Annotated in this window: 22 protein-coding genes and 1 tRNA gene; 7 read left to right on the top strand and 16 right to left on the bottom strand. The window is 71.9% G+C overall.

Annotation, left to right across the window (positions count from 1 at the left end; translation table 11 throughout):
• Positions 1-4: 4 nt before the first annotated feature.
• The 6 genes from ACWEK3_RS04560 to ACWEK3_RS04535 all read right to left on the bottom strand — a co-directional run bounded on the left by ACWEK3_RS04560 (position 5) and on the right by ACWEK3_RS04535 (position 4,422).
• Positions 5-1,027: an acetamidase/formamidase family protein gene (locus ACWEK3_RS04560; protein WP_450547688.1), complete on the bottom strand. Its 1,023-nt coding sequence runs from the start codon at positions 1,025-1,027 to the stop codon at positions 5-7.
• 51 nt (positions 1,028-1,078) lie between these two features.
• Positions 1,079-2,500: an APC family permease gene (locus ACWEK3_RS04555; RefSeq protein WP_450547689.1), complete on the bottom strand. Its 1,422-nt coding sequence runs from the start codon at positions 2,498-2,500 to the stop codon at positions 1,079-1,081.
• Positions 2,501-2,673: 173 nt separating this feature from the next.
• Positions 2,674-2,747: transfer RNA gene (locus ACWEK3_RS04550), tRNA-Pro, on the bottom strand.
• A gap of 75 nt (positions 2,748-2,822) precedes the next feature.
• A complete protein-coding gene (locus ACWEK3_RS04545; RefSeq protein ID WP_453248917.1) occupies positions 2,823-3,458 on the bottom strand; it encodes an SRPBCC family protein in 636 nt (211 codons plus the stop codon).
• Positions 3,455-3,817, bottom strand: coding sequence for an ArsR/SmtB family transcription factor (locus ACWEK3_RS04540; protein ID WP_453248916.1), 363 nt, complete (start codon positions 3,815-3,817; stop codon positions 3,455-3,457). Before ACWEK3_RS04540 ends, ACWEK3_RS04545 begins: the two co-directional genes overlap by 4 nt.
• A gap of 80 nt (positions 3,818-3,897) precedes the next feature.
• A complete protein-coding gene (locus ACWEK3_RS04535; protein ID WP_453248915.1) occupies positions 3,898-4,422 on the bottom strand; it encodes a MarR family winged helix-turn-helix transcriptional regulator in 525 nt (174 codons plus the stop codon).
• A gap of 238 nt (positions 4,423-4,660) precedes the next feature.
• Between ACWEK3_RS04535 and ACWEK3_RS04530 the strand changes: the two genes are divergently transcribed.
• Both ACWEK3_RS04530 and ACWEK3_RS04525 read left to right on the top strand, forming a co-directional pair.
• The gene (locus ACWEK3_RS04530; protein WP_390725444.1) at positions 4,661-5,098 is read left to right on the top strand and encodes an SH3 domain-containing protein; all 438 of its coding nucleotides are present in this window, start codon (positions 4,661-4,663) and stop codon (positions 5,096-5,098) included.
• A gap of 163 nt (positions 5,099-5,261) precedes the next feature.
• Positions 5,262-6,113, top strand: coding sequence for a DUF2690 domain-containing protein (locus ACWEK3_RS04525; RefSeq protein ID WP_450545620.1), 852 nt, complete (start codon positions 5,262-5,264; stop codon positions 6,111-6,113).
• A 22-nt stretch (positions 6,114-6,135) separates the two neighbouring features.
• Here ACWEK3_RS04525 and ACWEK3_RS04520 read toward each other — a convergent pair whose 3' ends face one another.
• A complete protein-coding gene (locus ACWEK3_RS04520) occupies positions 6,136-6,339 on the bottom strand; it encodes a hypothetical protein (protein WP_450545618.1) in 204 nt (67 codons plus the stop codon).
• A 106-nt stretch (positions 6,340-6,445) separates the two neighbouring features.
• On the opposite strand from ACWEK3_RS04520, the gene ACWEK3_RS04515 reads away from it, so the two are divergent.
• On the top strand, positions 6,446-6,790 hold the full coding sequence (locus tag ACWEK3_RS04515) for a cupin domain-containing protein (RefSeq protein ID WP_361415658.1): 345 nt from the start codon (positions 6,446-6,448) through the stop codon (positions 6,788-6,790).
• Between the two features lie 15 nt (positions 6,791-6,805).
• Here the strand turns inward: ACWEK3_RS04515 and ACWEK3_RS04510 are convergent, their stop codons facing one another.
• Positions 6,806-7,840 (bottom strand): LacI family DNA-binding transcriptional regulator, encoded by a 1,035-nt coding sequence (locus ACWEK3_RS04510; protein WP_453248914.1) that lies wholly within the window; start codon positions 7,838-7,840, stop codon positions 6,806-6,808.
• Positions 7,841-8,082: 242 nt separating this feature from the next.
• Here ACWEK3_RS04510 and ACWEK3_RS04505 point away from each other — a divergent pair, with 242 nt between their 5' ends.
• The 3 genes from ACWEK3_RS04505 to ACWEK3_RS04495 all read left to right on the top strand — a co-directional run bounded on the left by ACWEK3_RS04505 (position 8,083) and on the right by ACWEK3_RS04495 (position 11,156).
• Complete coding sequence (locus tag ACWEK3_RS04505; RefSeq protein ID WP_450545613.1) at positions 8,083-9,258, top strand: phytanoyl-CoA dioxygenase family protein; 1,176 nt, start codon at positions 8,083-8,085, stop codon at positions 9,256-9,258.
• A gap of 8 nt (positions 9,259-9,266) precedes the next feature.
• The gene (locus tag ACWEK3_RS04500; protein ID WP_453248913.1) at positions 9,267-10,067 is read left to right on the top strand and encodes an SDR family oxidoreductase; all 801 of its coding nucleotides are present in this window, start codon (positions 9,267-9,269) and stop codon (positions 10,065-10,067) included.
• 84 nt (positions 10,068-10,151) lie between these two features.
• The gene (locus ACWEK3_RS04495) at positions 10,152-11,156 is read left to right on the top strand and encodes a Gfo/Idh/MocA family protein (protein WP_453248912.1); all 1,005 of its coding nucleotides are present in this window, start codon (positions 10,152-10,154) and stop codon (positions 11,154-11,156) included.
• 67 nt (positions 11,157-11,223) lie between these two features.
• Here the strand turns inward: ACWEK3_RS04495 and nhaA are convergent, their stop codons facing one another.
• The 8 genes from nhaA to ACWEK3_RS04455 all read right to left on the bottom strand — a co-directional run bounded on the left by nhaA (position 11,224) and on the right by ACWEK3_RS04455 (position 20,268).
• The gene (nhaA, locus tag ACWEK3_RS04490) at positions 11,224-13,101 is read right to left on the bottom strand and encodes a Na+/H+ antiporter NhaA (RefSeq protein ID WP_453248911.1); all 1,878 of its coding nucleotides are present in this window, start codon (positions 13,099-13,101) and stop codon (positions 11,224-11,226) included.
• A 63-nt stretch (positions 13,102-13,164) separates the two neighbouring features.
• Complete coding sequence (locus ACWEK3_RS04485; RefSeq protein WP_450545607.1) at positions 13,165-14,412, bottom strand: serine hydrolase domain-containing protein; 1,248 nt, start codon at positions 14,410-14,412, stop codon at positions 13,165-13,167.
• 169 nt (positions 14,413-14,581) lie between these two features.
• Complete coding sequence (locus tag ACWEK3_RS04480) at positions 14,582-15,187, bottom strand: GOLPH3/VPS74 family protein (protein ID WP_390725452.1); 606 nt, start codon at positions 15,185-15,187, stop codon at positions 14,582-14,584.
• A 114-nt stretch (positions 15,188-15,301) separates the two neighbouring features.
• A complete protein-coding gene (locus ACWEK3_RS04475; protein WP_453248910.1) occupies positions 15,302-16,321 on the bottom strand; it encodes a Gfo/Idh/MocA family protein in 1,020 nt (339 codons plus the stop codon).
• A 21-nt stretch (positions 16,322-16,342) separates the two neighbouring features.
• Positions 16,343-17,245, bottom strand: a complete 903-nt coding sequence (locus tag ACWEK3_RS04470) for a sugar phosphate isomerase/epimerase family protein (protein WP_453248909.1) — start codon at positions 17,243-17,245, stop codon at positions 16,343-16,345.
• A gap of 4 nt (positions 17,246-17,249) precedes the next feature.
• Positions 17,250-18,167: an ATP-binding cassette domain-containing protein gene (locus tag ACWEK3_RS04465; protein ID WP_365774734.1), complete on the bottom strand. Its 918-nt coding sequence runs from the start codon at positions 18,165-18,167 to the stop codon at positions 17,250-17,252.
• Between the two features lie 5 nt (positions 18,168-18,172).
• On the bottom strand, positions 18,173-19,243 hold the full coding sequence (locus ACWEK3_RS04460) for an ABC transporter permease (protein ID WP_365419803.1): 1,071 nt from the start codon (positions 19,241-19,243) through the stop codon (positions 18,173-18,175).
• A 5-nt stretch (positions 19,244-19,248) separates the two neighbouring features.
• Positions 19,249-20,268 carry a sugar ABC transporter substrate-binding protein gene (locus tag ACWEK3_RS04455; RefSeq protein ID WP_361415680.1) on the bottom strand — a complete coding sequence of 340 codons (1,020 nt, stop codon included), beginning with the start codon at positions 20,266-20,268 and terminating at the stop codon, positions 19,249-19,251.
• Positions 20,269-20,621: 353 nt separating this feature from the next.
• Between ACWEK3_RS04455 and iolC the strand changes: the two genes are divergently transcribed.
• Entirely contained in the window at positions 20,622-21,593 is a 972-nt protein-coding gene (gene iolC, locus ACWEK3_RS04450) for a 5-dehydro-2-deoxygluconokinase (protein ID WP_453248908.1), read from the top strand.

The following is a 21,593-nucleotide window of genomic DNA, read 5'->3' as shown; positions in this document are numbered from 1 at the left end:
CGGCTCAGCGCTGCCGCAGGTATTCCGCCCCCAGCGCGCGCAACCGGTCGTGGACCCCTGTGTAGGCGCGGGCGCCGCCGAGGATCCGCTTGGGCAGCTTGGCGACCATCGTGTACTGGGTGTCGCAGACGTTCGCCGCCGGTGCCAGCCCGGCCTGGCTGACCAGCTGGTAGGCGTCCAGCTGGTCGAGTCCCAGCAGATCCGCCGTCCACTGCACCAGGTCGTGCTGGCTGATCCGGAAGGCGTCCTCCAGTGGGCGCGCGTGGCCCGTGCTCAGCAGGAAGTCGTCGTTCTCCAGCCGCGGCACCGCGGGCGCGCCGCCCTTGACGAGATCCACGGCCACGACCGTGTTCATGGCGGTCTCCACCGCGGTCCCGCACACCTCGCCCTCACCCTGCCGGGCGTGGCCGTCCCCGATGGCGAGCATCGCGCCCTCGACGTTGACCCCGAAGTACACGGTGGTTCCGGCGCGCAACTCCGGCGTGTCCATGTTGCCGCCGTGCACACCCGGCGAGATGGACATCAACCGTTCGCCCGCGGCGGGGGCGACCCCGACCGTGCCGTGCATCGGATCCAGCGGCAGATCCACCGCGAAGTCGCTTCGGCGGGCCTCGAACCGGCAGGTGCCGGCCTTGGCGTCGATGGCGTAGAGCCAGACCCGCTCCTCCAGCGCCGGATGCAGCATGGCGGTGGCGTGGGTGGCGGTCAGCGCGCCGAAGTGCGGGAAGGTGCTGGACACGCCCCAGTCACGGGCCGGGGAGATGTCCACGAAGTGCACCGCCAGCGCGTCGCCGGGTTCGGCGCCGGCGACGGCGATGGGACCGGTGACCGGGTTCAGGTAGGGGAAGGAGCACACCTGGCTGGGCAGGTCGGCCGTTCCGCGTACCCGGCCGCCGAAGCAGTCCTCGGTGGTCAGCTCCACGATGCTGCCGGGCCGCACCGTCACAACGGGCGTCCCGCCGCCGAAGGAATAGGCGTACCGGTCCGGGTCCGTGGGGATGCTGATCACCTGGGCGAGCGTGTTCAATGTATCTCCTTGCCTGCGGGGAATACGGGATGCGGCGTGCGCGTGCGGTGTCTATCCGTTGCGCGGCGGTGTCCCCGCCGGCTCGTCCGTGGCCTCCATGGCGGCCAGGCGCGGTCGGCGGCCGGTCAGCAGCAGCCCGGCCAGGACCACTACACCTGCACCCAGCCAGACGAACCCCAGTCGCTGCGCGGCGATGTTGGCGTTCACCACGACGTAGGCCAGGATCGCGAAGCCGATGCCGGGCGCGATCAGATGCCGCCAGTAGTCACGGCTGCGTCGGCGGATCAGGTAGTGGACGACCACGGACACGTGCAGGACCAGGAAGGTCGTCAGCGCACCGAAGTTGATCAGGGTGCTCAGCAGAGTCACACCGTCGTCGCGGGAGTTCATGTAGAGGCCCAGCACCAGCGAGACGGCGGCCGTGAGCAGAGTCGCGTTGACCGGAACCCGGTGCCGCGGGTGAACCCTGGCCAGGAAAGAGGGCAGTTGCCGGTCCCGTGCCATCGCGAACAGCAGGCGGGAGGTGGCGGCCTGGGCCACCAGCGAGTTGGCGAAGCCCCAGGCCACGGCGGTGGCCGCGGCGGTCAGGGTGGCCAGCCACTCGCCGGAGGCCACGCGGGCCGCGTCGTAGAAGGCGGTGCCGTCGGGGTCGCCCTGGTCGACGAGCTTGTCCGGGTCGGGCACCAGCAGGGAGGCCAGCCACGTCTGGACGATGAACAGGGCGCCGGCCAGCAGCAGCGCCGCCACCATCGAACGACCGATGGCACGGGCGGATTCCTTGTTCTCCTCGGCCAGCATCGAGATACCGTCGAACCCGAGGAAACTCAGCACGGCGATGGAGACGGCGCCGAAGACCAGCCCCCAGGAGAAGGTTCCGCTGTTGTAGACCGCGGTGAAGTCGAACCCGCGGCCCTTGCCCTGGGCCAGCGCGATCACGCCGATCACCACGAAGACGGCCAGCACGACGAGTTCGGCCAGCAGCATCACCTTGTTGACCCGCGCGGTCGTCTGGATGCCCGCGTAGTTGACCGCGGTGTTGAGCACCACGAAGCCCAGCAGCCAAAGCCACACCGGGACGGCCGGGACCAGCGAGTTCATGGCGATCCCGGCGATCAGGTACAGCAGTCCGGGCACCAGCACGTAGTCGAGCAGGATCATCCAGCCGGAGAGGAACCCGACGGGAGCCGCGATGCCCCGTCCGGCGTACGCGTAGACCGAGCCGGACATGGGGAACGCCCGGGCCATCTGCGCGTACGACAGCGCGGTGAACATCATCGCCACCATGCCGATCGCGTAGGTCAGCGCCACCATGCCGCCGGAGCCCTGGAAGACGCTGCCGAAGATCCCGAAGGGCGCGATGGGCACCATGAACACCAGGCCGTAGACCAGCAGGTCGCGGAAGGTCAGGGAGCGGTGGAGTTCTTGCCTGTAGCCGTAGTTCTGGAGCGAGTCGGGAGGCGGATGTTCGGCCATCGCGTTCTCCTCACTGCTGGGTGCCGGAACTGCGGAGGAGAGCGTAGGGCCAGTCGGTTCCAGACGGAAGCGTTCCGGTGAGGACGGGCCGGGCGCCACTTGATCCCCAAGAATGATCAAGGGGCCTTTTCAGATGTCTTCTGAAAAGGCCCCTGACCTGCGACTCCGTAAAGTCGGGACGACAGGATTTGAACCTGCGACCCCTTGACCCCCAGTCAAGTGCGCTACCAAGCTGCGCCACGTCCCGGTGCGTTCGTGCGGAGATCCGCCCGAACGCGCAGGTGAACCTTACCTTACGCGGGCGGGTGCGGCCGATTTCCGGCTATCCCTCGGCGCCCGTGTAGGCGGCGGTGGTGCGGTCGGCGGCCTCGCGTGCGCGTGCCGGGTCCTCGCCGCTCGCGACGTTGGCCGCGTACCACCCCTCGCTGCTCGCGGCGACGAATCGGCGGCCCTCCTCGGAGCCCACCCAGGCCATGGCCTCGCGGGAGTCGACCGGAGCGCCGCTCGCCAGATGGCGGGTCAGGCCGATGAGCATCATGTCCCAGCCGACCCCGACCGCGCCCGGGCCGAACTCGCCCCACTTGGTGTCGTCGACGTGGAAGAGGTGGTCCAGCTCGAAGTGGGTGCCGCCGCCGTCCCGCGCGGTCAGGCGCAGCTCGATCCAACTGGTCTCGCCGCCGTACTCCCAGGTCGCGGCGAAGCCCTTGGGCGGGTCGCAGCGTTCGATCGTGCCGCCGGCGTTGCCCTCGAGTTGGTAGTGGCCGCCCAGGCGGAGTTCACCGGTGACGGGGAGGAACCAGCGCGGGATGCGCTCGGGGTTGGTGCAGGCGTCCCAGACGTCGTCGAGCGGGGCGTCGTAGGACTGGCTCACGGTGACCACACGGGCCTCGGCCGCCTTGAAGACGCGGCGGCCGACCCGGCGGTCGACGGCGTTGATCTGATGGGTCACGTCGATCATGGGGTGCTCCTCGGAGGGTCGTCGGCACCGCGCAGCCGGCGTTCGCGCCTGCCGCGGGCCAGCTCGGTGGCCAGCGCGTCCAGGGGCTGGGCCCAGAAGCCGCGGAACCGGTCGAGCCAGGCGTCGACGTCCTTGAGCGGTGCGGAGTTCACCGCGTACAGCCGCCGGGCGCCCTCGGGGCGGACGGTCGCGAAACCGTTCTCCCGCAGTACCTTCAGATGCTGCGACACCGCGGGCTGCGAGATCCCGAACTCCGCCATGACGGCCTCGCAGACGGCGCCGGAGGTCTTCTCGCCGTCGGCGAGAAGTTCCAGTATCCGCCGCCGGACGGGGTCGCCGAGGACGTCGAACGCGTGCATGGCCGCCAACGTATCACCCACCCCTTATATAAGCCACCACTGATACGCCATCCGCCGCGGACCCGGGACCCGGCACACCCTCAGCGGGTGCGCCGGGCCGCCTCGGCGGCCTCGTGTTCACTCTCGACGTCCTTGGCGTAGACGAGGAAGTCGTCGACCATGCGGTGGAAGAGCGACGCGAGGCGGCGCAGGTCCTCCGGGGACCAGTCGGCCAGGGCGAGCTGCATACCGCGAGCCCCGACCTCGCGGATGCGGGAGATGGCGTCCCTGCCGAGGTCGGTGAGCTGGATGCGCTGGGCACGGCGGTCGTCGGGGTCGGGAATCCGGATCACATGACCGGACCGCTCCAACTGCTGCACCGTGCGCGTGACATGGGAGGCCTCCACGCCCAGGCGGTTGGCCAGTTCCCCCGGCCGCTGCGGCTCGCAGTCGGCGATCTGGCGCAGCAGGGCGACCGCCGCCCGGTCCAGCGGCACCCCGGCCAGACTCATCAGCCTCTCGTGCTGCCGGGCCCGCGTCCCCAGGTAGGTGATGCGCATCAGGGCGCGCTCGATCTCGGCCACCTCGGGCGAGACGGGTCCGGTGGGCAACGGTGGAATGACCATACCGGCAACTTTACCATATCATTGCGTTACTCAAGCAATTTGCTGCGGACCGGAGCACGGTACGGCGATGCGTGCGCAGAGCCGTCTCCCCGGCCGGCCACACCCCGGGTCTCGTCCCCGGGGACGGCAGGGACGTCCCCGGGGACGCGGGGACGGCATCGCGGAGGCGTGGCGCGGAAACGCTGGGCGGCATGCGATCACGACGCGTGGTCGCAGGAACGAAAGCCCGGAGGTTTCCATGATCCGACGGACCCTCACCAGCGGTGTGCTGGCCACGGTCGCGGCACTCGCGCTCGTGCCCACGGCGGCCGACGCCGCTCCGGCCGGCCCCGGCTCACGCCCGGCCGTGTCGGCGGTCGCCCCGCACCTGCTCCCCTCGATGCTGCCCGAGCCCGCCCAGCAGTCGCACCATGTCAACCGGTGGGCTACGCACCACCGTTCGATCCACTCCCTCGGACGTGTGGTCACGCACCGCCGGGCACTGAACGTCCGCTCCGGCCCCAGCACCCGGTACCGGGTGGTCGGCGTCCGGCACCCACACCGCCTGGTGGCGCTGAAGTGCCGGACGCGCGGGTCCTGGGTGGGCGGCACGCGACAGTGGTACCGCCTCGCGCATGCACGGGGTTACGTCTCCGCGCACTACGTGCGGGTCCGGCACACCCTGCCGTGGTGCTGACGCGCCGTCACGCGCGTACGCGGTGACCGGCCGGGCCCGTCCAGGAGCAGCGTGCTCCCGGACGGGCCGTCGGCTCGAGGTGTGTCGGTGCCCTCAGCCCGGGAAACCATCCCGACAACCGGGGCGAAACGCCCAAAGCGGGAATGGAGTCGGGAGCAGCAGCATGCGGCAACCCCAAGGAACGGCAGCGTCACCCGGGCAGTTGACGACAGCCCTGCGCGAGCTGCGGGACCGTACGGGTCTGAGCCTGGCGGCCCTGGCCGCGCGCACTCCGTACAGCAAGTCCGCCTGGCACCGCTATCTGACCGGGGCCAAGCACCCTCCCCGATCGGCCGTGGAGGCACTCGCCCGGCTCGCGGGCGCCGATCCAGTTCCGGCGCTGGCCCTGTGGGACGCCGTCGGCGAGTGCCCTTCCGCGGCCGCCGAGCCCGGCTCCGGGCCTGATTCCGAGCCCGAGCCCGATCCCGGACCCGAGTCCAGACCCGATCCCGTCCCCCGACCAGAGTCCGAGTCAGAGCCGGTCGATCCGCCCAGGACGCGGGTGGGACGCCTGCCGCTGCTGACGGCTCTCACCCTGCCCGCCGCGGTCACCGCGGTGGCCGCGGTCCTCCTCACACCGTCCCCCGGCAAGCCACCGGGCACCCGGGTGATGATGACGTCGCCACGCTGTCACGGCGCCTCCTGCCAGGGCGAGTTGCCCGACGCCTCGGCCTGCGCCGGGGACGCGCGCACCCAGAGCGCCGTGGCCGGCTCGACGTACACCGTGCGGCTGCGGTACTCGTCCTCCTGCCGTACCGCCTGGTCCCAGGTGCGGGTACGGGGCGCGGTCGCCCGGGAGATCTCCGTACGGATGGGCGGGAACGTCCTGTCGGCCACCTACGCCGCCGACGACACCAGCGGCGACACGAGCCCCATGCTCAGCGTCTCCTCCCCACGGGGTGTGGAGGCCTGCGCCGAGGTCGAGGGGAAGTTGGCCTGCACCGGCCTGGACCCCGACGCGCCGGACCGCCCGTGACGCCCCGGGGAGGGCGGGAGTGTCAGCTCGCGGCCAGGAGGTCCCGTCGGAGGCTGCTCTGCGCGGGGTTCCTCGGGGCGCGCAGGCCCGCGACTCCGATGAAGACCATGGAGGAGACACCGGCCAGAGCGAAGGCCGTGAAGCCCCGGTCGCCGCGGTCGGCGGCCGGCAGCCGGCCGCCGGGCCGGGGGCACCGCGCACAGGCCGGAGGCCAGGGAGACCTCATACATGCCGGGCTTCCCGCCGGAAGCGACGAAGTGTCCTCGGGCCGGGGCCGATGCCCCACACTCTGTCGGCGTTCCCGTGCCGTCCGCCCCGGCTAGGGTCACGGCATGACGCACAGTTTCGTTCTGCACGTTCCCGACGCCGACCTCGTGCCCGAGCCGCTCGAACCGGAGCAGATCGTCTCCGGGACGCCCGAGGTGACCGGCAAGGTGGTCTGGGAGTCGGCCGACGGCCGGCAGATCCGTGGGATCTGGCAGATCACCCCCGGGGTCGTCACCGACACCGAGGCGGACGAGTTGTTCGTGGTGATCAGCGGCTCGGCGACCATCGAGGTCGAGGGCGGGCCGACCTTGCGCGTCGGCCCCGGCGACATGGCGGTGCTGCGCGAGGGCGACCGCACGACGTGGACGGTGCACGAGACGCTGCGCAAGGCGTACGCGATCAACCTGTGAGGCCCGCCGCGGGGTTCAGCCGGCCACCGGGTGCGGCGGCATGTTGTACGGGGTCACCACCTGGATCGCCGACGGAAGCGTCGGTCCCGCGGGCGGCAGGGCGCCGTGGGCCCGCATCACCAGGTGGCAGGCCTCCCGCATGTCCTGCCGCAGGTCGTGGTGGAGCACGGCGGACAGGCGGTGCTCGCGCAGCAGGCGGGTGTTGTCCTGGTCGAGGTCGTGCGCGATGAACACCGCGCACTCGCGGCCGAGGTCCGCGAAGGCCCGCAGGGTGGCGATGTTGCCGCCGCCGATCGAGTAGACAGCGCGGATCTCCGGGTCGCGTTCCAGGGCGGCCCGCACGAGGTCGTACTGCGTGGCGTCCAGGCCCTGCCCCTCGGCGATCTCCACCAGCACCCGCCGGGGGTGGCGGGCGCGCATGGCGCCGCGGAAGCCCATCTCGCGTTCCTCCTCGTTGCGGAAGAAGCCGCTGCTGAGGCTGGTGAGCACATTGCCGGGCCGGTCGCCGAGCCACTGGCCCATCAGGTACGCGGCCGTCGCGCCCGCCGCCCGGTTGTCGCTGCCGACGTAGCCGAACCGGGCGCTGGCGGGCAGGTCGGTGACCAGGGTGACGACCGGGATGCCGACCGCCACCAGCCGGCCGACCGCCGCGGTGACCTCGGGGACGTCCGGGGCCTTGAGGATCACGCCCTGCGAGCCGCGCCGCGCGATCCGGTCGAGTACGGCGATCTGCTCGCGCACCGGACCGGTCTCGCGGAAGTGGAAGCGGGAGCGCACCACGGCCGGGTGCAGGGACGGCAGTTCGGCCTCCAGGGCGGTCCGTACGGCGGTGCTGAACCGCTCGGGCGCCTGCATCACGATGTCGACCATGAAGGTGCGGCCCACCAGCCGGACCTGGGTGCGCTGCCGGTCGAGGTCGGCGATGGCCCGGCGCACCTCCCGCGCGGTGCTCTCCCGCACCCCGCCGCGGCCGTTGAGCACCCGGTCGACGGTGGCCTCGCTCAGCCCTGCCTGACGTGCTATCTCGCGGATCGGGAAGGGGTGACCCATGCGCAGGCTCCTTGGGTGGGTCCCTGAGGGGTTTTTGATGGCTCGCTGCTGGTTGTTCGAGGTGTTTGTACTGACAAGAATGGCAGGACGCGACGGCCCTCGTGACCAGGTCCGCCGACGACCGGGTCCGGGACCGGGTCCGCCCGTCACCGTCCCCGAGTCCGCCCATGACCGTCCCCGTCACCGAGCCCGCCCGACGACCGTTCCCGTGGCCGCGTCGCCCGACGACCGAAAGGACGACGATGTCCTCCACCCCCGTACACCGCCGCGTCCGGCTGTCCGAGCAGGACTGCGACCTCGACTCCTTCCGCGCGCTCGTCGAGCGAGCGACCGACGCCGCCGACTATCCGCACGCCTCGTCGGTGGACCGCAACGTCCTCGTCTACGACGCCGAGCGGCTGCGCGGGCCCGCCGGCCTCGCCGCCCGCGACGCCCTACGGGCCGAACTGGTCCGCGCCCTGGACGAGGGCCCCGGCATCGTGGTGTTCCGGGGCGCCTTCCCCGACACCGCGGTGGTCGACCGGGCCACCGCCGTCTTCCGCGCCCTGATCGCCGAGCAGCGCGCCTCGGGCGCGGGCGCCGGGGACCACTTCGCCAAGCCGGGCGCCAACGACCGGGTATGGAACGCCCTGGAGAAGGCGGCGCTGCACGATCCGGAGGCGTTCGCCGACTACTACGCGAACGACGTCCTGGCGCTGGTCGGCGAGGCCTGGCTGGGCCCCGGCTACCAGGTCACCTCGCAGATCAACGTGGTCAACCCGGGCGGCGCGGCCCAGACCGTGCACCGCGACTACCACCTGGGCTTCCTGGCCAACGAGGTCGCCGCCGCCTACCCGGCGCACGTCCACCGGCTCTCCCCCGTGCTGACCCTCCAGGGCGCGGTCGCGCACTGCGACATGCCCGTGGAGTCCGGTCCGACGATGTACCTGCCGTACTCGCAGCGGTACGAGCCGGGGTACCTCGCCTGGCGACTGCCCGCGTTCCAGGCCTACTTCGAGGACCACCACGTGCAACTGCCGCTGGCCAAGGGGGACGCGGTCTTCTTCAGCCCGGCGCTCTTCCACGCCGCCGGGACGAACCGGTCGGCGGACATCCATCGCATGGCCAACCTGCTCCAGGTCTCCTCCGCCTTCGGGCGCGCGATGGAGACCGTGGACCGCGAGGCCGTCGCGGGCGCCGTCTTCCCGGTGCTGCTCAAGCGCAAGGCGGAGGGTGCCGACGCCGCATGGCTGGACCGCGTCGTCGCCGCGAGCGCCGAGGGCTACCCGTTCCCCACGAACCTCGACAGCGATCCGCCGGTCGACGGGCTGGCCCCGCCCTCGCAGGCGGACCTCGTACGGCGGGCGGTGCGCGAGGAGTGGACACCGGACGCGCTCCGCGCGGAGCTGCGGGCCGGTGCCGAGCGACGCGAGAGCTGAGGAAAGCCATGGGACTTCTCGAAGGAACCGCGGACGGACTGCTGCACGGCAAGGTCGTCCTCGTCAACGGCGGCAGCCAGGGCGTGGGGGCCGCGATCGCGCGGGCCGCCGTCCGCGAGGGCGCCGTGGTCGCCGTGACCGGGCGGCGGACCGAGCCGGGCGAGGCGCTGGTGGCGGAGCTGACGGCCGCCGGGGGCAAGGCGATGTTCGTCCGGGCCGACCTGGCCGACGCGGAGCAGGCCAAGGGGTCGGTGGCGCGGGTGGTCTCCGCGTACGGACGGATCGACTGCCTGGTGAACTCCGCGGGGCTGACCTCGCGCGGCACGCTCCTCGACACCACGCCCGAGCTGTTCGACGCGCACATCGCGGTCAACCTCAAGGGGCCGTTCTTCGCGATGCAGGCGGCGGTGGCCGACATGGTGGCCCGCGGGGCGCCGGGCACGGTCGTCAACATCATCACGTCCTCGGCGCACGGCGGGCAGCCGTTCCTGGCGCCGTACGTCGCCGCCAAGGCCGGCCTGGCCGGGCTCACCCGCAACGCCGCGCACGCCCACCGCTTCGACCGGGTACGGATCAACGGCCTGAACATCGGCTGGACCGCGACCGAGGGCGAGGACGCCACCCAGCGTGCCTTCCACGGCGCCGGTGACGACTGGCGGGAGCGGGCCGGGGAGCGGCTGCCGATGGGCAGGCTCGGCCGGCCCGACGAGATCGCCGACTTCGTGGTCCTGCTGCTGTCCGAGCGGTCCGGGGTGGTCACCGGTTCCGTGATCGACTGGGACCAGAACGTGCTCGGCGGACTGGACTGACGTACTGCCGCACCACGCGCGCGACCACGCACCACCCACGCACGACCCACGCACGACCCACGCACCAAAGGAGCATCAGCCCCCATGCGTATCGGAATCCTCGGCCTCGGCCGGATCGGCGCCTTCCACGCCGAGACCCTCTCCGGACTCGACACGGTCGAGTCGCTCGTCCTCGCCGACCCGTTCACGGACGCGGCCAAGGCCGCCGCCGAGCGGTTCGGGGCCGAGGTGGCCGACTCGGCCGAGGCGGTGCTGGCCGCCGGGGTGGACGGCGTCGTGGTGGCCGCCGCGACCGACGCCCACCCGGCGCTGATCCTCGCCGCCGTCGACGCCGGTGTCCCCGTCTTCTGCGAGAAGCCGGTGGCCCGCACCATGCCCGAGGGCGTCGAGGTCCTCAAGGCCGTCCAGGGCAGCGGTGTGCCCGTGCAGATCGGCTACAACCGCCGCTTCGACGCCGGATTCGCCGCTGCCCGGGCCGCGGTGCGGGCGGGCGAGCTGGGCAGGCTGCACACCGTGCGGTCCACCACGCTCGACCCGGCGCCGCCGCCGGCCGCGTACATCGCCGCCTCCGGCGGGATCTTCCGGGACTGCTCGGTGCACGACTTCGACATCATCCGCTGGGTGACCGGGCGGGAGGTGACCGAGGTGTACGCCGTCGGCGGCAACCGGGGCGCCAACCACATCAGGGAGGCGGGCGACGCCGACACCACCGGGGCGGTGCTCACCCTGGACGACGGCACGATCGCGGTGGTCTCCAACAGCCGCCACAACGCCCGCGGTTACGACGTCCGCATGGAGCTGCACGGCTTCGAGGACTCGATCGCCGTCGGCCTGGACGACAAACTGCCGCTGCGCTCCGTCGAACCCGGGGTGACCTTCCCCGCCGGCACCCCGCACGACTTCTTCATGGACCGCTTCACCGCCGCCTACCGCGCCGAACTCACCGCGTTCACCGAGGTCGTGGCCGGCCGGCTCCCCTCCCCGTGCACGGTCGCGGACGCCCTGGAGGCCGGCTGGATCGCCGAGGCCTGCACCCTCTCCCTCCACGAACACCGCCCGGTACGCATCGACGAGGTACGAACCGCCTGACCCACCGACGCAAGACCGGCAACGCGGCCCCTACGGGCCACGCGACCGGCCCAGCGGGCCCGCGTCGTCAGGGCTGCGGGCCCGCCCCCGCGAGTGTGGCGCGTTCGCGGGCTGTGCGGACTGTTGTCGTGAGGGTGGTGATGTCGTAGGCGCCGTGGTGGCGGCGGCCGTTGACGAAGAAGGTGGGGGTGCCGGAGACGGCGCTGAGGTCGGCCGACTCCACGTCGTCGGCCACCCGCTGCGCGCCCGTCCGCTCCCGCAGGTCCCGGCGGAAGCGGTCCACGTCGAGGCCGATCTGCTCGGCGTAGCGCAGGAGGTCCTTGGGGCTCAGGTCACCCTGGTGGCTGATCAGGACGTCGTGCAGCTCCCAGAAGCGGCCCTGGCGGGCGGCGCCCTCCGCGGCCTCGGCGGCGAGCTGCGCGTTCGGGTGGACGTCGGTCAGCGGCAGGTGCCGCCAGACGTAGCGCACGTCGTCGCCGAAGTCGGCGAGCAGCTCCCGCACGACCGGCTCGGCGAGTCCGCAGTACGGGCACTCGTAGTCGCCGTACTCGACCAGGGTCACCGGGGCGTCGAGCGGGCCGCGGACGTGGTCGCGCTCGGGGTCGACGGGCTCGCCGAGATCGACGAGGACCCGGCCGCGGCCCAGCAGCGCGCGGACTCGGCGGCGCGGGGGCAGCAGGGAGAGGACCCCGGTCACCAACCAGGTGACGGCGAAGGAGCACAGGACGGTCGCCAGGATGCCGATCTTCGCCTCCTCCAGCCGGGTCCCGCGGAGGGCGAGGGTGGCGATCAGCAGGGAGACCGTGAAGCCCACCCCGGCCAGGCCGCCGCCCGCGGTGATGGCGCCCCAGCCGATCGGCGGGCGCAGCCGCCCGCGGCTCAGCCGCACGGCGAGCCAGGTGGAGCCGACGATGCCGATCGGCTTGCCGACGACGTAGCCGAGCAGGATGCCGACGGTGACGGGTGAGGTGAACGCGTCCGCGAGCCGGGCCGCGCCGAGCGGCAGACCGGCGTTGGCCAGCGCGAACAGCGGCACGATCAGATAGCTGGTCCAGGGGTGGAGCATGCGCTGAAGCCGCTCGTTGGGCGACAGCGCGGTGGCCAGGCCCCGGCGCAGGGTGCGTTCCAGCTCGGGAGTGGGCTGCTCGCGGAAGCGCCGGAAGAGCCGGCTGGCGCGTTCCAGGGCGTGCCGCTGGGCCGGGTGGGCATAGGTGAGCAGGCCCATGACCAGTCCGCTGACCACCGGGTCGACGCCGGAGCGCAGCAGCGCGCCCCACAGGACCAGGGCGACGAACGCGTACACGACGGAGATCCGTACGCCGGCCAGGCGCAGTGCGATCAGCACGGCGAGGACGCCGAACGCGGTGAGCAGCGCGGGCACGTAGAGGGTCCCGCTGTAGGCGAAGGCGATGACGGCGAGGGCGAGGAAGTCGTCGGCGACCGTGACGCCGAGCAGGAAGACGCGCAGACCGCCGGGCAGCCGGGAGCCGAAGACGGCGAGGATGCCGAGCGCGAACGCCGTGTCGGTGGACATGGCCGCGCCCCACCCCCGTGCGGTGGCGTGGCCCGCGTTGAGGGCCAGGTAGATCGCCACGGGTACGGCCATGCCGTTGATCCCGGCGATCGCCGAGAGCGCGAGCCGCCTGCGCTCTCTCAGCTCCCCCATGTCGAACTCCCGGCGGGCCTCCAGGCCGACGACGAAGAAGAACAGCGCCATCAGCCCGCTGTTGATCCACTCCCGCAGTCCCAGCGAGACCCCGGTCGAGCCGACCATGAACGACACGTGGGTGCGCCAGAACGACTCGTAGGTTCCGGGCGAGACGTTGGCCCACACCAGCGCGGCGACCGCGGCGGCGAGCAGCACGGCGGCGCTGCCGGTCTCGGTGCGCAGGAAGGTGCGCAGCGGTCCGCGCGCGCCGGCGCCGCAGGCGGTCTGCCCGCTCATGGGCGGCTGTTCCGGAGGTGCGGTCGAAGCCCGGGACACGTCGTCAGTCCATGGAGCGGCCGGTCACCGGGCGGCTGCCCGGGCCGGCAGGTCGAAGACGTGTCCCGGAGTGACGATCTTCGTGATCGCCTCGCCGAGCAGGGTGCTGGGCTCGGTCCCCTTGTCGTCGATGTCGCTGTTCAGCAGGAGGACGAGAGTCGTCCGCGCCGAGGGGAGATAGACCGTGAGGGACTCGTAGCCCGGCAGTGAGCCGTTGTGGCCGATCCAGCCCCGCACGTCGAAGATGCCGAGGCCGTATCCGGCGCCGGGGACAGAGGTCGGGGGTGTGGTGAGCCGCTGCTTCTGGGAGGCGGGGCTGATGAGCCTGGTGCCGTCGGGCAGGACGCCCGTGGCGACGGTGCGCGCCCATACGCGCAGGTCGTCGAGGTTGGAGACCATCGCTCCGGCCGCCCAGCCCCAGGAGGGGTTCCAGTCGGCCGCGTCCTGCACCTCTCCGTTGGCCGTCTGGTTCGTGTAGCCCTGCGCGTGCGGCCGGGGGAACTGCGCCCCGGCCGGGAAGAAGGTCTGGTCGAGCCCGGCCGGCCGCAGCACATGGGTGCCGACGTAGTCCGCGAGATGTCGGCCGCTCGCCTTCTGGACGACCAGGCCCAGCAGGATGAGGTTGGTGTTGCTGTAGTCGAACTTCCGGCCCGGCGGGAAGAGCACGGGGTGCTCGAAGGCGTACGCGAGCAGTTGCTTCGGGGTGAAGGGCCGGCGCGGATCCGAGGCCAGCGCCTTGCGGAAGCCCGCGTCGGCCGTGTAGTCGGGCAGTCCGCTGCGCATCCCGGCGAGCTGCCGCAGGGTGATCCTGTCCCCGTTCGGCACGCCGGCGACGTACTTGCCGACGGGGTCGTCCAGGCCCACCTTGTGCCGGTCCACCAGATGCAGCAGCGCCGTCACGGTGAAGGTCTTGGTCTCGCTGCCGATCCGCATGTACAGGTCGGGCGACATCTTCCGCCCGGTTGTCTTGTCGGCGACGCCGAAGGACTTGACGTACTGCCCCTGGTCCGGTGTCCACAGCCCCACGGTCACCCCGGGCACGCCCGCCTGCCGCATGACGCGCAGCACGGCCTGGTCGAGTTGCCGGACCACGTCGGGACTCAGTCTCCGCACCCCGGTCGGGGACAGCCCCAAAGGCGCGGTGACGGAAGCGGCGCCGGGGCGGACGTGGGGTCCGGCAAAGGCGGTCCCGCCGGCGAGCGGCACCACGAGGATTCCGACGGCGGTCGCGGTGGCGACACCCCGTCGCAGTCGTGGACGTACGTGGGTCATGCGCCGGCTCCAAGCGCGTGGGAACGAGCCCGCGGCCGTCCCGGACGAGCAGGGGACGAGGGGACGCCGCGCGATTCCGCCGGCGTGCGCCGACGGAATCGCGCGGGCGGTTGACCCGCGCCGTCCCTCAGCTTAGGAGCGCCCCCGCGGCACCGCCTGTCGGCGACGCCTACGCGCCCCGCCACACGTTGGCGAAGGCCGCGTCCTCGATGGCCTTGCGCTGGCGGACGGCCTCCAGTTCCATCACCGCGTCGTGGACGGCGGCGAGGACGGTGAGGACCGCGTCGTCGGTGATGCCCGGCTCCGCCGCGGTCATCTCGTCGCGGATGCCGACGGCCGCGGCGAGGGTGAGCAGCACCGGCTCGTCGGCCGCCCAGCGGTAGCCCGCGCGGTTCCGTGCCTCGGTGTCGCTGAGGACCGAGCGGCCGCCCCGGAAGGGCAGCCAGCGGCTGCGTTCCCAGGTGACCTGGCCCTCCTGTTCCAGGGCGGTCAGATAGGCCCGGGCCAGGCCGCGCCCGCGCCGCCAGAGCCAGTCCTCCAGGGTTTCGTGCGGTACCTGGCGCACCAGCGAGGAGGCGGCCTCGTCCAGCAGCCGGTCGTCGAGCTCCGGCAGGGGCCGCGGCACGATCCGGTCGCCGTCCAGCTCCAGCACCTCGGCCCGCAGCAGGTCGTACGCCTCGGCGCCGGCCAGCGCCAGGGAGAGGTCCCCGCGCTCCAGCGACCGGCTGGGTTCCAGGTCCAGGGCGACGATCATCAGGTCACGCGCTGTGCTCATTACGCTCCCCGTCGAGGAGTTGCCCGCCACTGCGCCACCGGCACGCAGAACGCGACGTTTCGTGCTTCCCGTACGCCCCGACTGTAGCGCGGCGGGCGAGGCGCGCGGCGGGTGTCACCCGTACAGTGCCGGGCGTTCCGGCAGCTCCACCTCGACCCGGCCGCCCTCGCTCAGGGACCGGACGCCCGCCGCGCAGACCGCGGCCGCGGCGTAGCCGTCCCAGGCGGTGGGACCCGTGGCCGTGCCGTGGCGGACGGAGTCGATCCAGGCCCGCAGCTCGCGGTCGTAGGCGTCGTCGAAGCGTTCGAGGTAGTCCTGGGCGATGGTGCCGCCCCAGCGGCCCGCCGTCTGGGTGACCATGGCGTGGCCGTCGCCGACGCGGGCCGTACCGCGCTCGCAGACGGCCTCGGCCTGGACCTGGTAGCCGAAGCCGCAGTTGACGAAGATCTCCGCGTCGGCGATGACGCCGCCGTCCGTCTCGAGGACGACGAACTGCGGGTCCTGGATGCCGTCGGGGGCGTCGCGGGACGGCGTGGGGCGCAGCACCGTCACCGCGGTGATCTCCTGGCCGAGCAGCCAGCGGGTCACGTCCATCTCGTGCACGAGCGAGTCGCTGATGAGCAGCTCGCTGGCCCATCCGGGCGGGGCGGCCACGTTGCGGTGGCGGTGGTGCAGCAGCAGCGGGCGGCCCAGCCGGCCGGTCCGCAGGAGCTGTTCGAGCCGGACGTATTCCGGGTCGTAGCGCCGCATGAAACCCACCTGGATACGCCGCCGGCCGAGCCGCTGCTCGGCTTCGAGCACGCGCAGGGCGGAGGCCGGGTCCGGGGTGAGGGGCTTCTCGCACAGGACGGGCAGGTCGTGGGCGAGAGCGGCGAGCAGTGCCCCCTCGTGGGCCGGGCTCGAAGAGGCCACGAGCACCGCGTCGACGTCGGCCGCGGCCAGCGCGGCGGCCGGGTCGGTGTACGCGGCGCAGCCGCCGGAGTGGGCCGCGACGGCCGAGGCGCGTTCCGCGTCGGCGTCCACGACGGCGCTCACCCGGGCCCCGCTGACGACCTCCTGGATCCGGCGGACATGGTCGGCGCCCATCCGGCCCACGCCGATGACGGCGACGTTCAGCGTCGATGACCGGGCCATCGTCGTCCTTCCTCGGCGGGGTCAGGCACCGCAGGACTTGAGGAACCTGCGTGTGCGCACCGCGATGGGCAGCGGCTTGTCCGGCTCGCACGGGTACATGTCCTGCTCGACGATCGCGAAGAGGTCCACGCCGAGTCCCTGCGCGGCCGTCAGGACCGGTTCCAGCTCCGGTACTCCGGCCGGCGGCTCGCACATGACGCCCCGCTGGACCGCCGGCCCGAAGGGGACCTTGTTCGCCACCACCTCGGCGAGGATCTCCGGGTCGACCTGCTTGAGGTGCAGGTAGCCGATACGCTCGCCGTAGGTCTCGATCAGCTTGACGCTGTCGCCGCCGCAGTAGGCGTAGTGCCCGGTGTCCAGGCAGAGGTTGACGAGATCGGAGTCGGTGGAGTCGAGGAAGCGCTCGACGTGGGCCTCGGTGTCGATGTGGGTGTCGGCGTGCGGGTGGACGACGATGTCGAGGCCGTACGTCTCCCTGACCTGCCGGCCGAGCCGTTCCATGCCCCGCGTCAGGTGCGCCCACTGCTCGCCGGTCAGCTCCGGCTGCTCCAGGATCTCGGCGGTCTTGTCGTCGCGCCAGAAGGAGGGGATGACGACGAGGTGGCGTGCGCCCATGGCCCGGGTGAGTTCGGCGACCTGGCTGACGTGTTCCCAGGTGGACTCCCACACCGACGGGCCGCGGTGCAGGCCGGTGAAGACGGTGCCCGCCGAGACCTTGAGGTCGCGCTTGGCCACCTCGTCGGTGAGCCGGGCCGGGTCGGTCGGCAGATAGCCGTAAGGGCCGAGTTCGATCCAGGGGTAGCCGGCCTCGGCGACCTCGTCGAGGAAGCGTTCCCAGGGCACCTGCGCGGGGTCGTCGGGAAACCACACGCCCCAGGAGTCGGGGGCGGAGCCGACCCGGATGCGGTCCAGCACGGGGGCCATGTCATCAGTTCCCTTCGGTGGGTGCCGGTGCGGGCGCGGTGGGTGCGGCGAGGTCCTCCGCCTCCGGGAGCTCCTCGGTGTCGACACCGCGGACCTGCGACAGCTCGTGCTTGAGGGCGGCGAGTTCGGTACCGCCGGCCATGTGGTGGGTCAGCTCCTCCAGGCCGACGTCGCTGCGGCCGGCGCTGAGTTCGAGGGTGCCCAGGCGCAGCACGCTGAAGTGGTCGCCGACCATGTAGGCGTGGTGGGGGTTGTGGGTGATGAAGATGACGCCGAGGCCGCGGTCACGGGCGGCGGCGATGTACTTGAGGACCACACCGGACTGCTTGACGCCGAGCGCGGCGGTGGGCTCGTCCAGGATGAGGACGCGGGCGCCGAAGTGGACGGCGCGGGCGATGGCCACGCACTGGCGCTGGCCGCCGGAGAGGGTGCCGATGGGCTGTTCCAGGTCGTCCAGGACGATGCCCATGTTGCGCAGTTCCTCGTCCGCGGTCCGCTTCATCCGGGCGATGTCGAGGCGGCGGACGGGCCAGGGGCCCTTGGTCATCTCGGAGCCGAGGAAGAAGTTCCGCCACACGGGCATGAGCGGGACGGTCGCGAGGTCCTGGTAGACGGTGGCGATGCCCTTGGCGAGGGCGTCGCGCGGGCTGGAGAAGCGCACCGGTTCGCCGTCGACGAGGAACTCGCCCTCGGTGTGCCGGTGCAGCCCGGAGATGATCTTGATGAGGGTGGACTTGCCGGCGCCGTTGTCGCCGAGTACGCAGGTCACGTGCCCCGGGTGGACGGCGAGGTCGACGCCGTGCAGGGCGCGGATGTTGCCGTAGGACTTGCCGGCGCCGCGCAGTTCGACGACGGGCCCGTCGTGCGCGGGCGGGGTGTCGGGGAGGACGGCTCCGTGGGTCGCCGCCTTGTCGGTCGTCATGTCGGTCACCTCCGGGTCGCCGTGCGGCGGACCCACAGATTGATGAGCACGGCTCCGAGCAGCATCACGCCGAGGAAGGCCTTGAACCAGTCGGGGTTCCAGCCCGCGTAGACGATGCCCTGGTTCACCATGCCGAACATGAAGGCGCCGAAGACGGGGCCGATGGCGGAGCCGTAGCCGCCGGTGAGCAGGCAGCCGCCGATCACCGCGGCGGCGATGTAGATGAGCTCCTGGCCGACGCCCTCGCCGGACTGCACGGTGTTGAACGAGAACAGCTGGTGCATGCCCGCGAACCAGGCGCCGAAGCCGACCAGCATGAACAGGGTGATCTTGGTGAAGGTGACGGGCACGCCGACCGCGCGGGCGCTGTCCTTGTTGCCGCCGACCGCGAAGATCCAGTTGCCGTACTTGGTGCGCAGCAGGACCCAGGTGGCCAGTGCGGCGAAGACCAGCCACCACACCACGGTGATCTTCACCTCGACACCGCCGACGTCGAAGGACGAGGCGAAGACGGCCTTGGCCTGGTCGAAGCCGTCCATGTCGCTGATGTCGTCGGTGGCGACGTTGCCGGTGACCAGTTTGGTGACGGCGAGGTTGACGCCCTGGAGGATCAGGAAGGTGCCGAGGGTGACCAGGAAGCTCGGCAGGCCGGTCTTCACCAGCATCCAGCCGTTGAAGGCGCCGATGCCCAGCGACACCGCCAGGGCGACGATCACCCCCGCCCACACGTTCATCGTGAGCTGGTAGCTGAGCATGCTCGCGGTGAGCGCCGAGGTGATCACGGCGACACCGGCGGAGAGGTCGAACTCGCCGCCGATCATCAGCAGTGCCACCGGCAGGGCCATGATCCCGATGGTCGACGACTGGTAGAGGACCGTCGCCATGGAGCCGCCCTGGCGAACCGAGGGCGCGGCGACGAGGAAGAACACGAGCACGGCGACGGCGCCGAGGAAGACCCCGACCTCCGGGCGGGCCAGCAGCCGCAGCGCCAGCGGGCGCCGTACGGTACGGCCGTCGGTCTGCTGGGAGCCGGGAGCCGGCGGTGTGCTCACCGCCGGTGCGGCCTGCTGGGACATGTCGCTCACCGGGTGCCCTTCGCGGCGAACCCCGCGATCTTCTCGACGTTGGACTTGTCGACGAAGGCCGGTCCGGTGAGCACCGGCTGCTCGCCGCCGCCGCTGTAGTTGCCGTTGTTCTTGTACAGCCACAGGCCGTCCACGGCCAGGTAGCCCTGGAGGTAGGGCTGCTGGTCGACGGCGAACTCGATGTCGCCCTTCTTGACGGCGCCGGCCAGTTCCTTGTTGAGGTCGAAGGTGGCGACCTGCGCCTTGCTGCCCGCGTCGCCCACCGACTGCACGGCGGTCATCGCGACGGGGGCGCCGAGGGTGACGACGTGGTCGACGGAGCCGTCCTGCTTGAGCTTGGCGGTGATCGTCGACTTCACCGACGGCATGTCCGCGCCGTTGACGTAGAGGTTCTCGATCGAGCCCTGGAAGGTCTTCTTCACGCCGTCGCAGCGCTGGGTCAGGCCGACGTTGCCCTGCTCGTGGATCACGCAGACGGCCTTCTTGGCGCCGACCTCGTTCAACTTCTTGCCGAACGCCTCGCCCGCCACCGACTCGTCCTGCCCGAAGAACTCCAGCAGGTTGAGCTTCTTCCAGTCGTTCAGGCCGGAGTTGAGCCCGACCACGGGTATGCCGGCCTGCTCGGCCTTGGCCAGCACGCTCCGCATCGCGTCCGGCTTGGCGAGGGTGACGGCGATGCCGTCGACCTTCTGGTCGATGGCGTTCTGGACGAGGTTGGCCTGGGTGCCGGCGTTGGGGTCGGCGGAGTAGACGAGCTTGATGTTGTCCTTGGCGGCGGCCGCCTCCGCGCCCTTGCGGACGATGTCCCAGAAGGTGTCGCCGGGCGCCTGGTGGGTGACCAGCGCGACCGTCATCCGGGGCGTGCCGGCCTTGCCCGCCGTGCCGCCACCGTCTCCGCCCTCCTCGGCCTTCTTTCCGCCCGAGCCGCTGGAACAGCCGGCGAGGGCCAGAGCCGCCACCGCGGTCACGGCCACGAGGGGGGCGACTCCGCGGGAGCGGCGAGAAGAGCGGTCCATCTTTCCTGCACCTCACTGTGGTTCGGGGAAAGCTCGGGGGGAGAACTCGGGGAACTCGGGGGAAGGTAGGGCATCGGGAGGTCCGGGGCCCAGAGCCGGCAAGGACGGCTCCGGGGCCGTGCGCCGCTTGCGCGGCTGGTGCGTTGGGACCGGATCCAATCCCCTGGCGCGCCCGCTGTCAATACTTTGTTAAGACATCCGTTCACGAGCTAGTCCGAATGTAAGAACAAACTCTTGACAGTGTGGCCGCCCGCGTCCTACATCTGGGAGGCGGCAGGCCCCGGGATCCGTGTCCCCACCGTCGCCGGGCCCCCTGGGATCCGCACCCCAGCCCAGCTCGAGGAGCGTCGCGCATGGCAGAGCCCGTTGAGTCCGCCCAGTCGTTCGACCTGATCACCATGGGACGCATCGGGGTCGATCTCTACCCCCTGCAGTCCGGCGTACCCCTGGCCCGCGTGGAGACCTTCGGCAAGTTCCTCGGCGGTTCCGCGGCCAACGTGGCCGTCGCCGCGGCCCGGCTCGGCCGCTCCACCGCGGTGATCACCCGCACCGGCGACGACCCGTTCGGCGCGTATCTGCACGAGGCGCTGAAGGACTTCGGCGTCGACGACCGCTGGGTCACGCCGGTCGCCGCGTACCCGACCCCGGTGACCTTCTGCGAGATCTTCCCGCCGGACGACTTCCCCCTGTACTTCTACCGCCGGCCCAAGGCCCCGGACCTGGAGATCCACACCGACGAGCTGGACCTCTCCGCGATCCGCGCGGCCCGGATCTTCTGGATCACCGGCACCGGCCTGAGCGAGGAGCCGAGCCGCTCCGCCACGCTCGCCGCCCTGGCCGCGCGCGACAAGGCGGGCACCACCGTCTTCGACCTCGACTGGCGCCCAATGTTCTGGCCGGATCCCGCCCAGGCCCGCCCTTACTACGCCGAGGCGCTGCGCCACGCCACCGTGGCGGTCGGCAACGTCGACGAGTGCGAGATCGCCACCGGCGTGCGCGAACCCGAGGCCTGCGCCGAGGCGCTGCTGGCGGCCGGTGTGGAGCTGGCCGTCGTCAAACAGGGCCCCAAGGGCGTCCTCGCGGTGCACCGGGACGGCACCCGGGCCGAGGTCCCGCCGGTGCCCGTCGAGGTCGTCAACGGCCTCGGCGCGGGCGACGCGTTCGGCGGCTCGCTCTGCCACGCCCTGCTGTCCGGCTGGGACCTCACGACGACCATGCGGTACGCCAACGCGGCCGGCGCCCTCGTCGCCTCCCGCCTCGCCTGCTCCTCCGCGATGCCCACCCGTGCGGAGGTCGACGGCCTCCTCGCGCGAGCCACTGCCTGA

Source organism: Streptomyces sp. NPDC004721 (assembly GCF_053601495.1).
The sequence above is the reverse complement of the archived record's forward strand: the minus strand, read 5'-3'. Positions and strand labels throughout refer to the sequence as shown.

What these genes read in the sequence shown, in the direction of transcription:
- ACWEK3_RS04555 (WP_450547689.1), bottom strand. Translation starts at nt 2,500, where the DNA reads ATGGCCGAACATCCGCCTCCCGACTCGCTCCAGAACTACGGCTACAGG.
- ACWEK3_RS04545 (WP_453248917.1), bottom strand. Translation starts at nt 3,458, where the DNA reads ATGATCGACGTGACCCATCAGATCAACGCCGTCGACCGCCGGGTCGGC.
- ACWEK3_RS04540 (WP_453248916.1), bottom strand. Translation starts at nt 3,817, where the DNA reads ATGCACGCGTTCGACGTCCTCGGCGACCCCGTCCGGCGGCGGATACTG.
- ACWEK3_RS04535 (WP_453248915.1), bottom strand. Translation starts at nt 4,422, where the DNA reads ATGGTCATTCCACCGTTGCCCACCGGACCCGTCTCGCCCGAGGTGGCC.
- ACWEK3_RS04530 (WP_390725444.1), top strand. Translation starts at nt 4,661, where the DNA reads ATGATCCGACGGACCCTCACCAGCGGTGTGCTGGCCACGGTCGCGGCA.
- ACWEK3_RS04525 (WP_450545620.1), top strand. Translation starts at nt 5,262, where the DNA reads ATGCGGCAACCCCAAGGAACGGCAGCGTCACCCGGGCAGTTGACGACA.
- ACWEK3_RS04520 (WP_450545618.1), bottom strand. Translation starts at nt 6,339, where the DNA reads ATGAGGTCTCCCTGGCCTCCGGCCTGTGCGCGGTGCCCCCGGCCCGGC.
- ACWEK3_RS04515 (WP_361415658.1), top strand. Translation starts at nt 6,446, where the DNA reads ATGACGCACAGTTTCGTTCTGCACGTTCCCGACGCCGACCTCGTGCCC.
- ACWEK3_RS04510 (WP_453248914.1), bottom strand. Translation starts at nt 7,840, where the DNA reads ATGGGTCACCCCTTCCCGATCCGCGAGATAGCACGTCAGGCAGGGCTG.
- ACWEK3_RS04505 (WP_450545613.1), top strand. Translation starts at nt 8,083, where the DNA reads ATGTCCTCCACCCCCGTACACCGCCGCGTCCGGCTGTCCGAGCAGGAC.
- ACWEK3_RS04500 (WP_453248913.1), top strand. Translation starts at nt 9,267, where the DNA reads ATGGGACTTCTCGAAGGAACCGCGGACGGACTGCTGCACGGCAAGGTC.
- ACWEK3_RS04495 (WP_453248912.1), top strand. Translation starts at nt 10,152, where the DNA reads ATGCGTATCGGAATCCTCGGCCTCGGCCGGATCGGCGCCTTCCACGCC.
- nhaA (WP_453248911.1), bottom strand. Translation starts at nt 13,101, where the DNA reads ATGAGCGGGCAGACCGCCTGCGGCGCCGGCGCGCGCGGACCGCTGCGC.
- ACWEK3_RS04485 (WP_450545607.1), bottom strand. Translation starts at nt 14,412, where the DNA reads ATGACCCACGTACGTCCACGACTGCGACGGGGTGTCGCCACCGCGACC.
- ACWEK3_RS04480 (WP_390725452.1), bottom strand. Translation starts at nt 15,187, where the DNA reads ATGAGCACAGCGCGTGACCTGATGATCGTCGCCCTGGACCTGGAACCC.
- ACWEK3_RS04475 (WP_453248910.1), bottom strand. Translation starts at nt 16,321, where the DNA reads ATGGCCCGGTCATCGACGCTGAACGTCGCCGTCATCGGCGTGGGCCGG.
- ACWEK3_RS04470 (WP_453248909.1), bottom strand. Translation starts at nt 17,245, where the DNA reads ATGGCCCCCGTGCTGGACCGCATCCGGGTCGGCTCCGCCCCCGACTCC.
- ACWEK3_RS04465 (WP_365774734.1), bottom strand. Translation starts at nt 18,167, where the DNA reads ATGACGACCGACAAGGCGGCGACCCACGGAGCCGTCCTCCCCGACACC.
- ACWEK3_RS04460 (WP_365419803.1), bottom strand. Translation starts at nt 19,243, where the DNA reads ATGTCCCAGCAGGCCGCACCGGCGGTGAGCACACCGCCGGCTCCCGGC.
- ACWEK3_RS04455 (WP_361415680.1), bottom strand. Translation starts at nt 20,268, where the DNA reads ATGGACCGCTCTTCTCGCCGCTCCCGCGGAGTCGCCCCCCTCGTGGCC.
- iolC (WP_453248908.1), top strand. Translation starts at nt 20,622, where the DNA reads ATGGCAGAGCCCGTTGAGTCCGCCCAGTCGTTCGACCTGATCACCATG.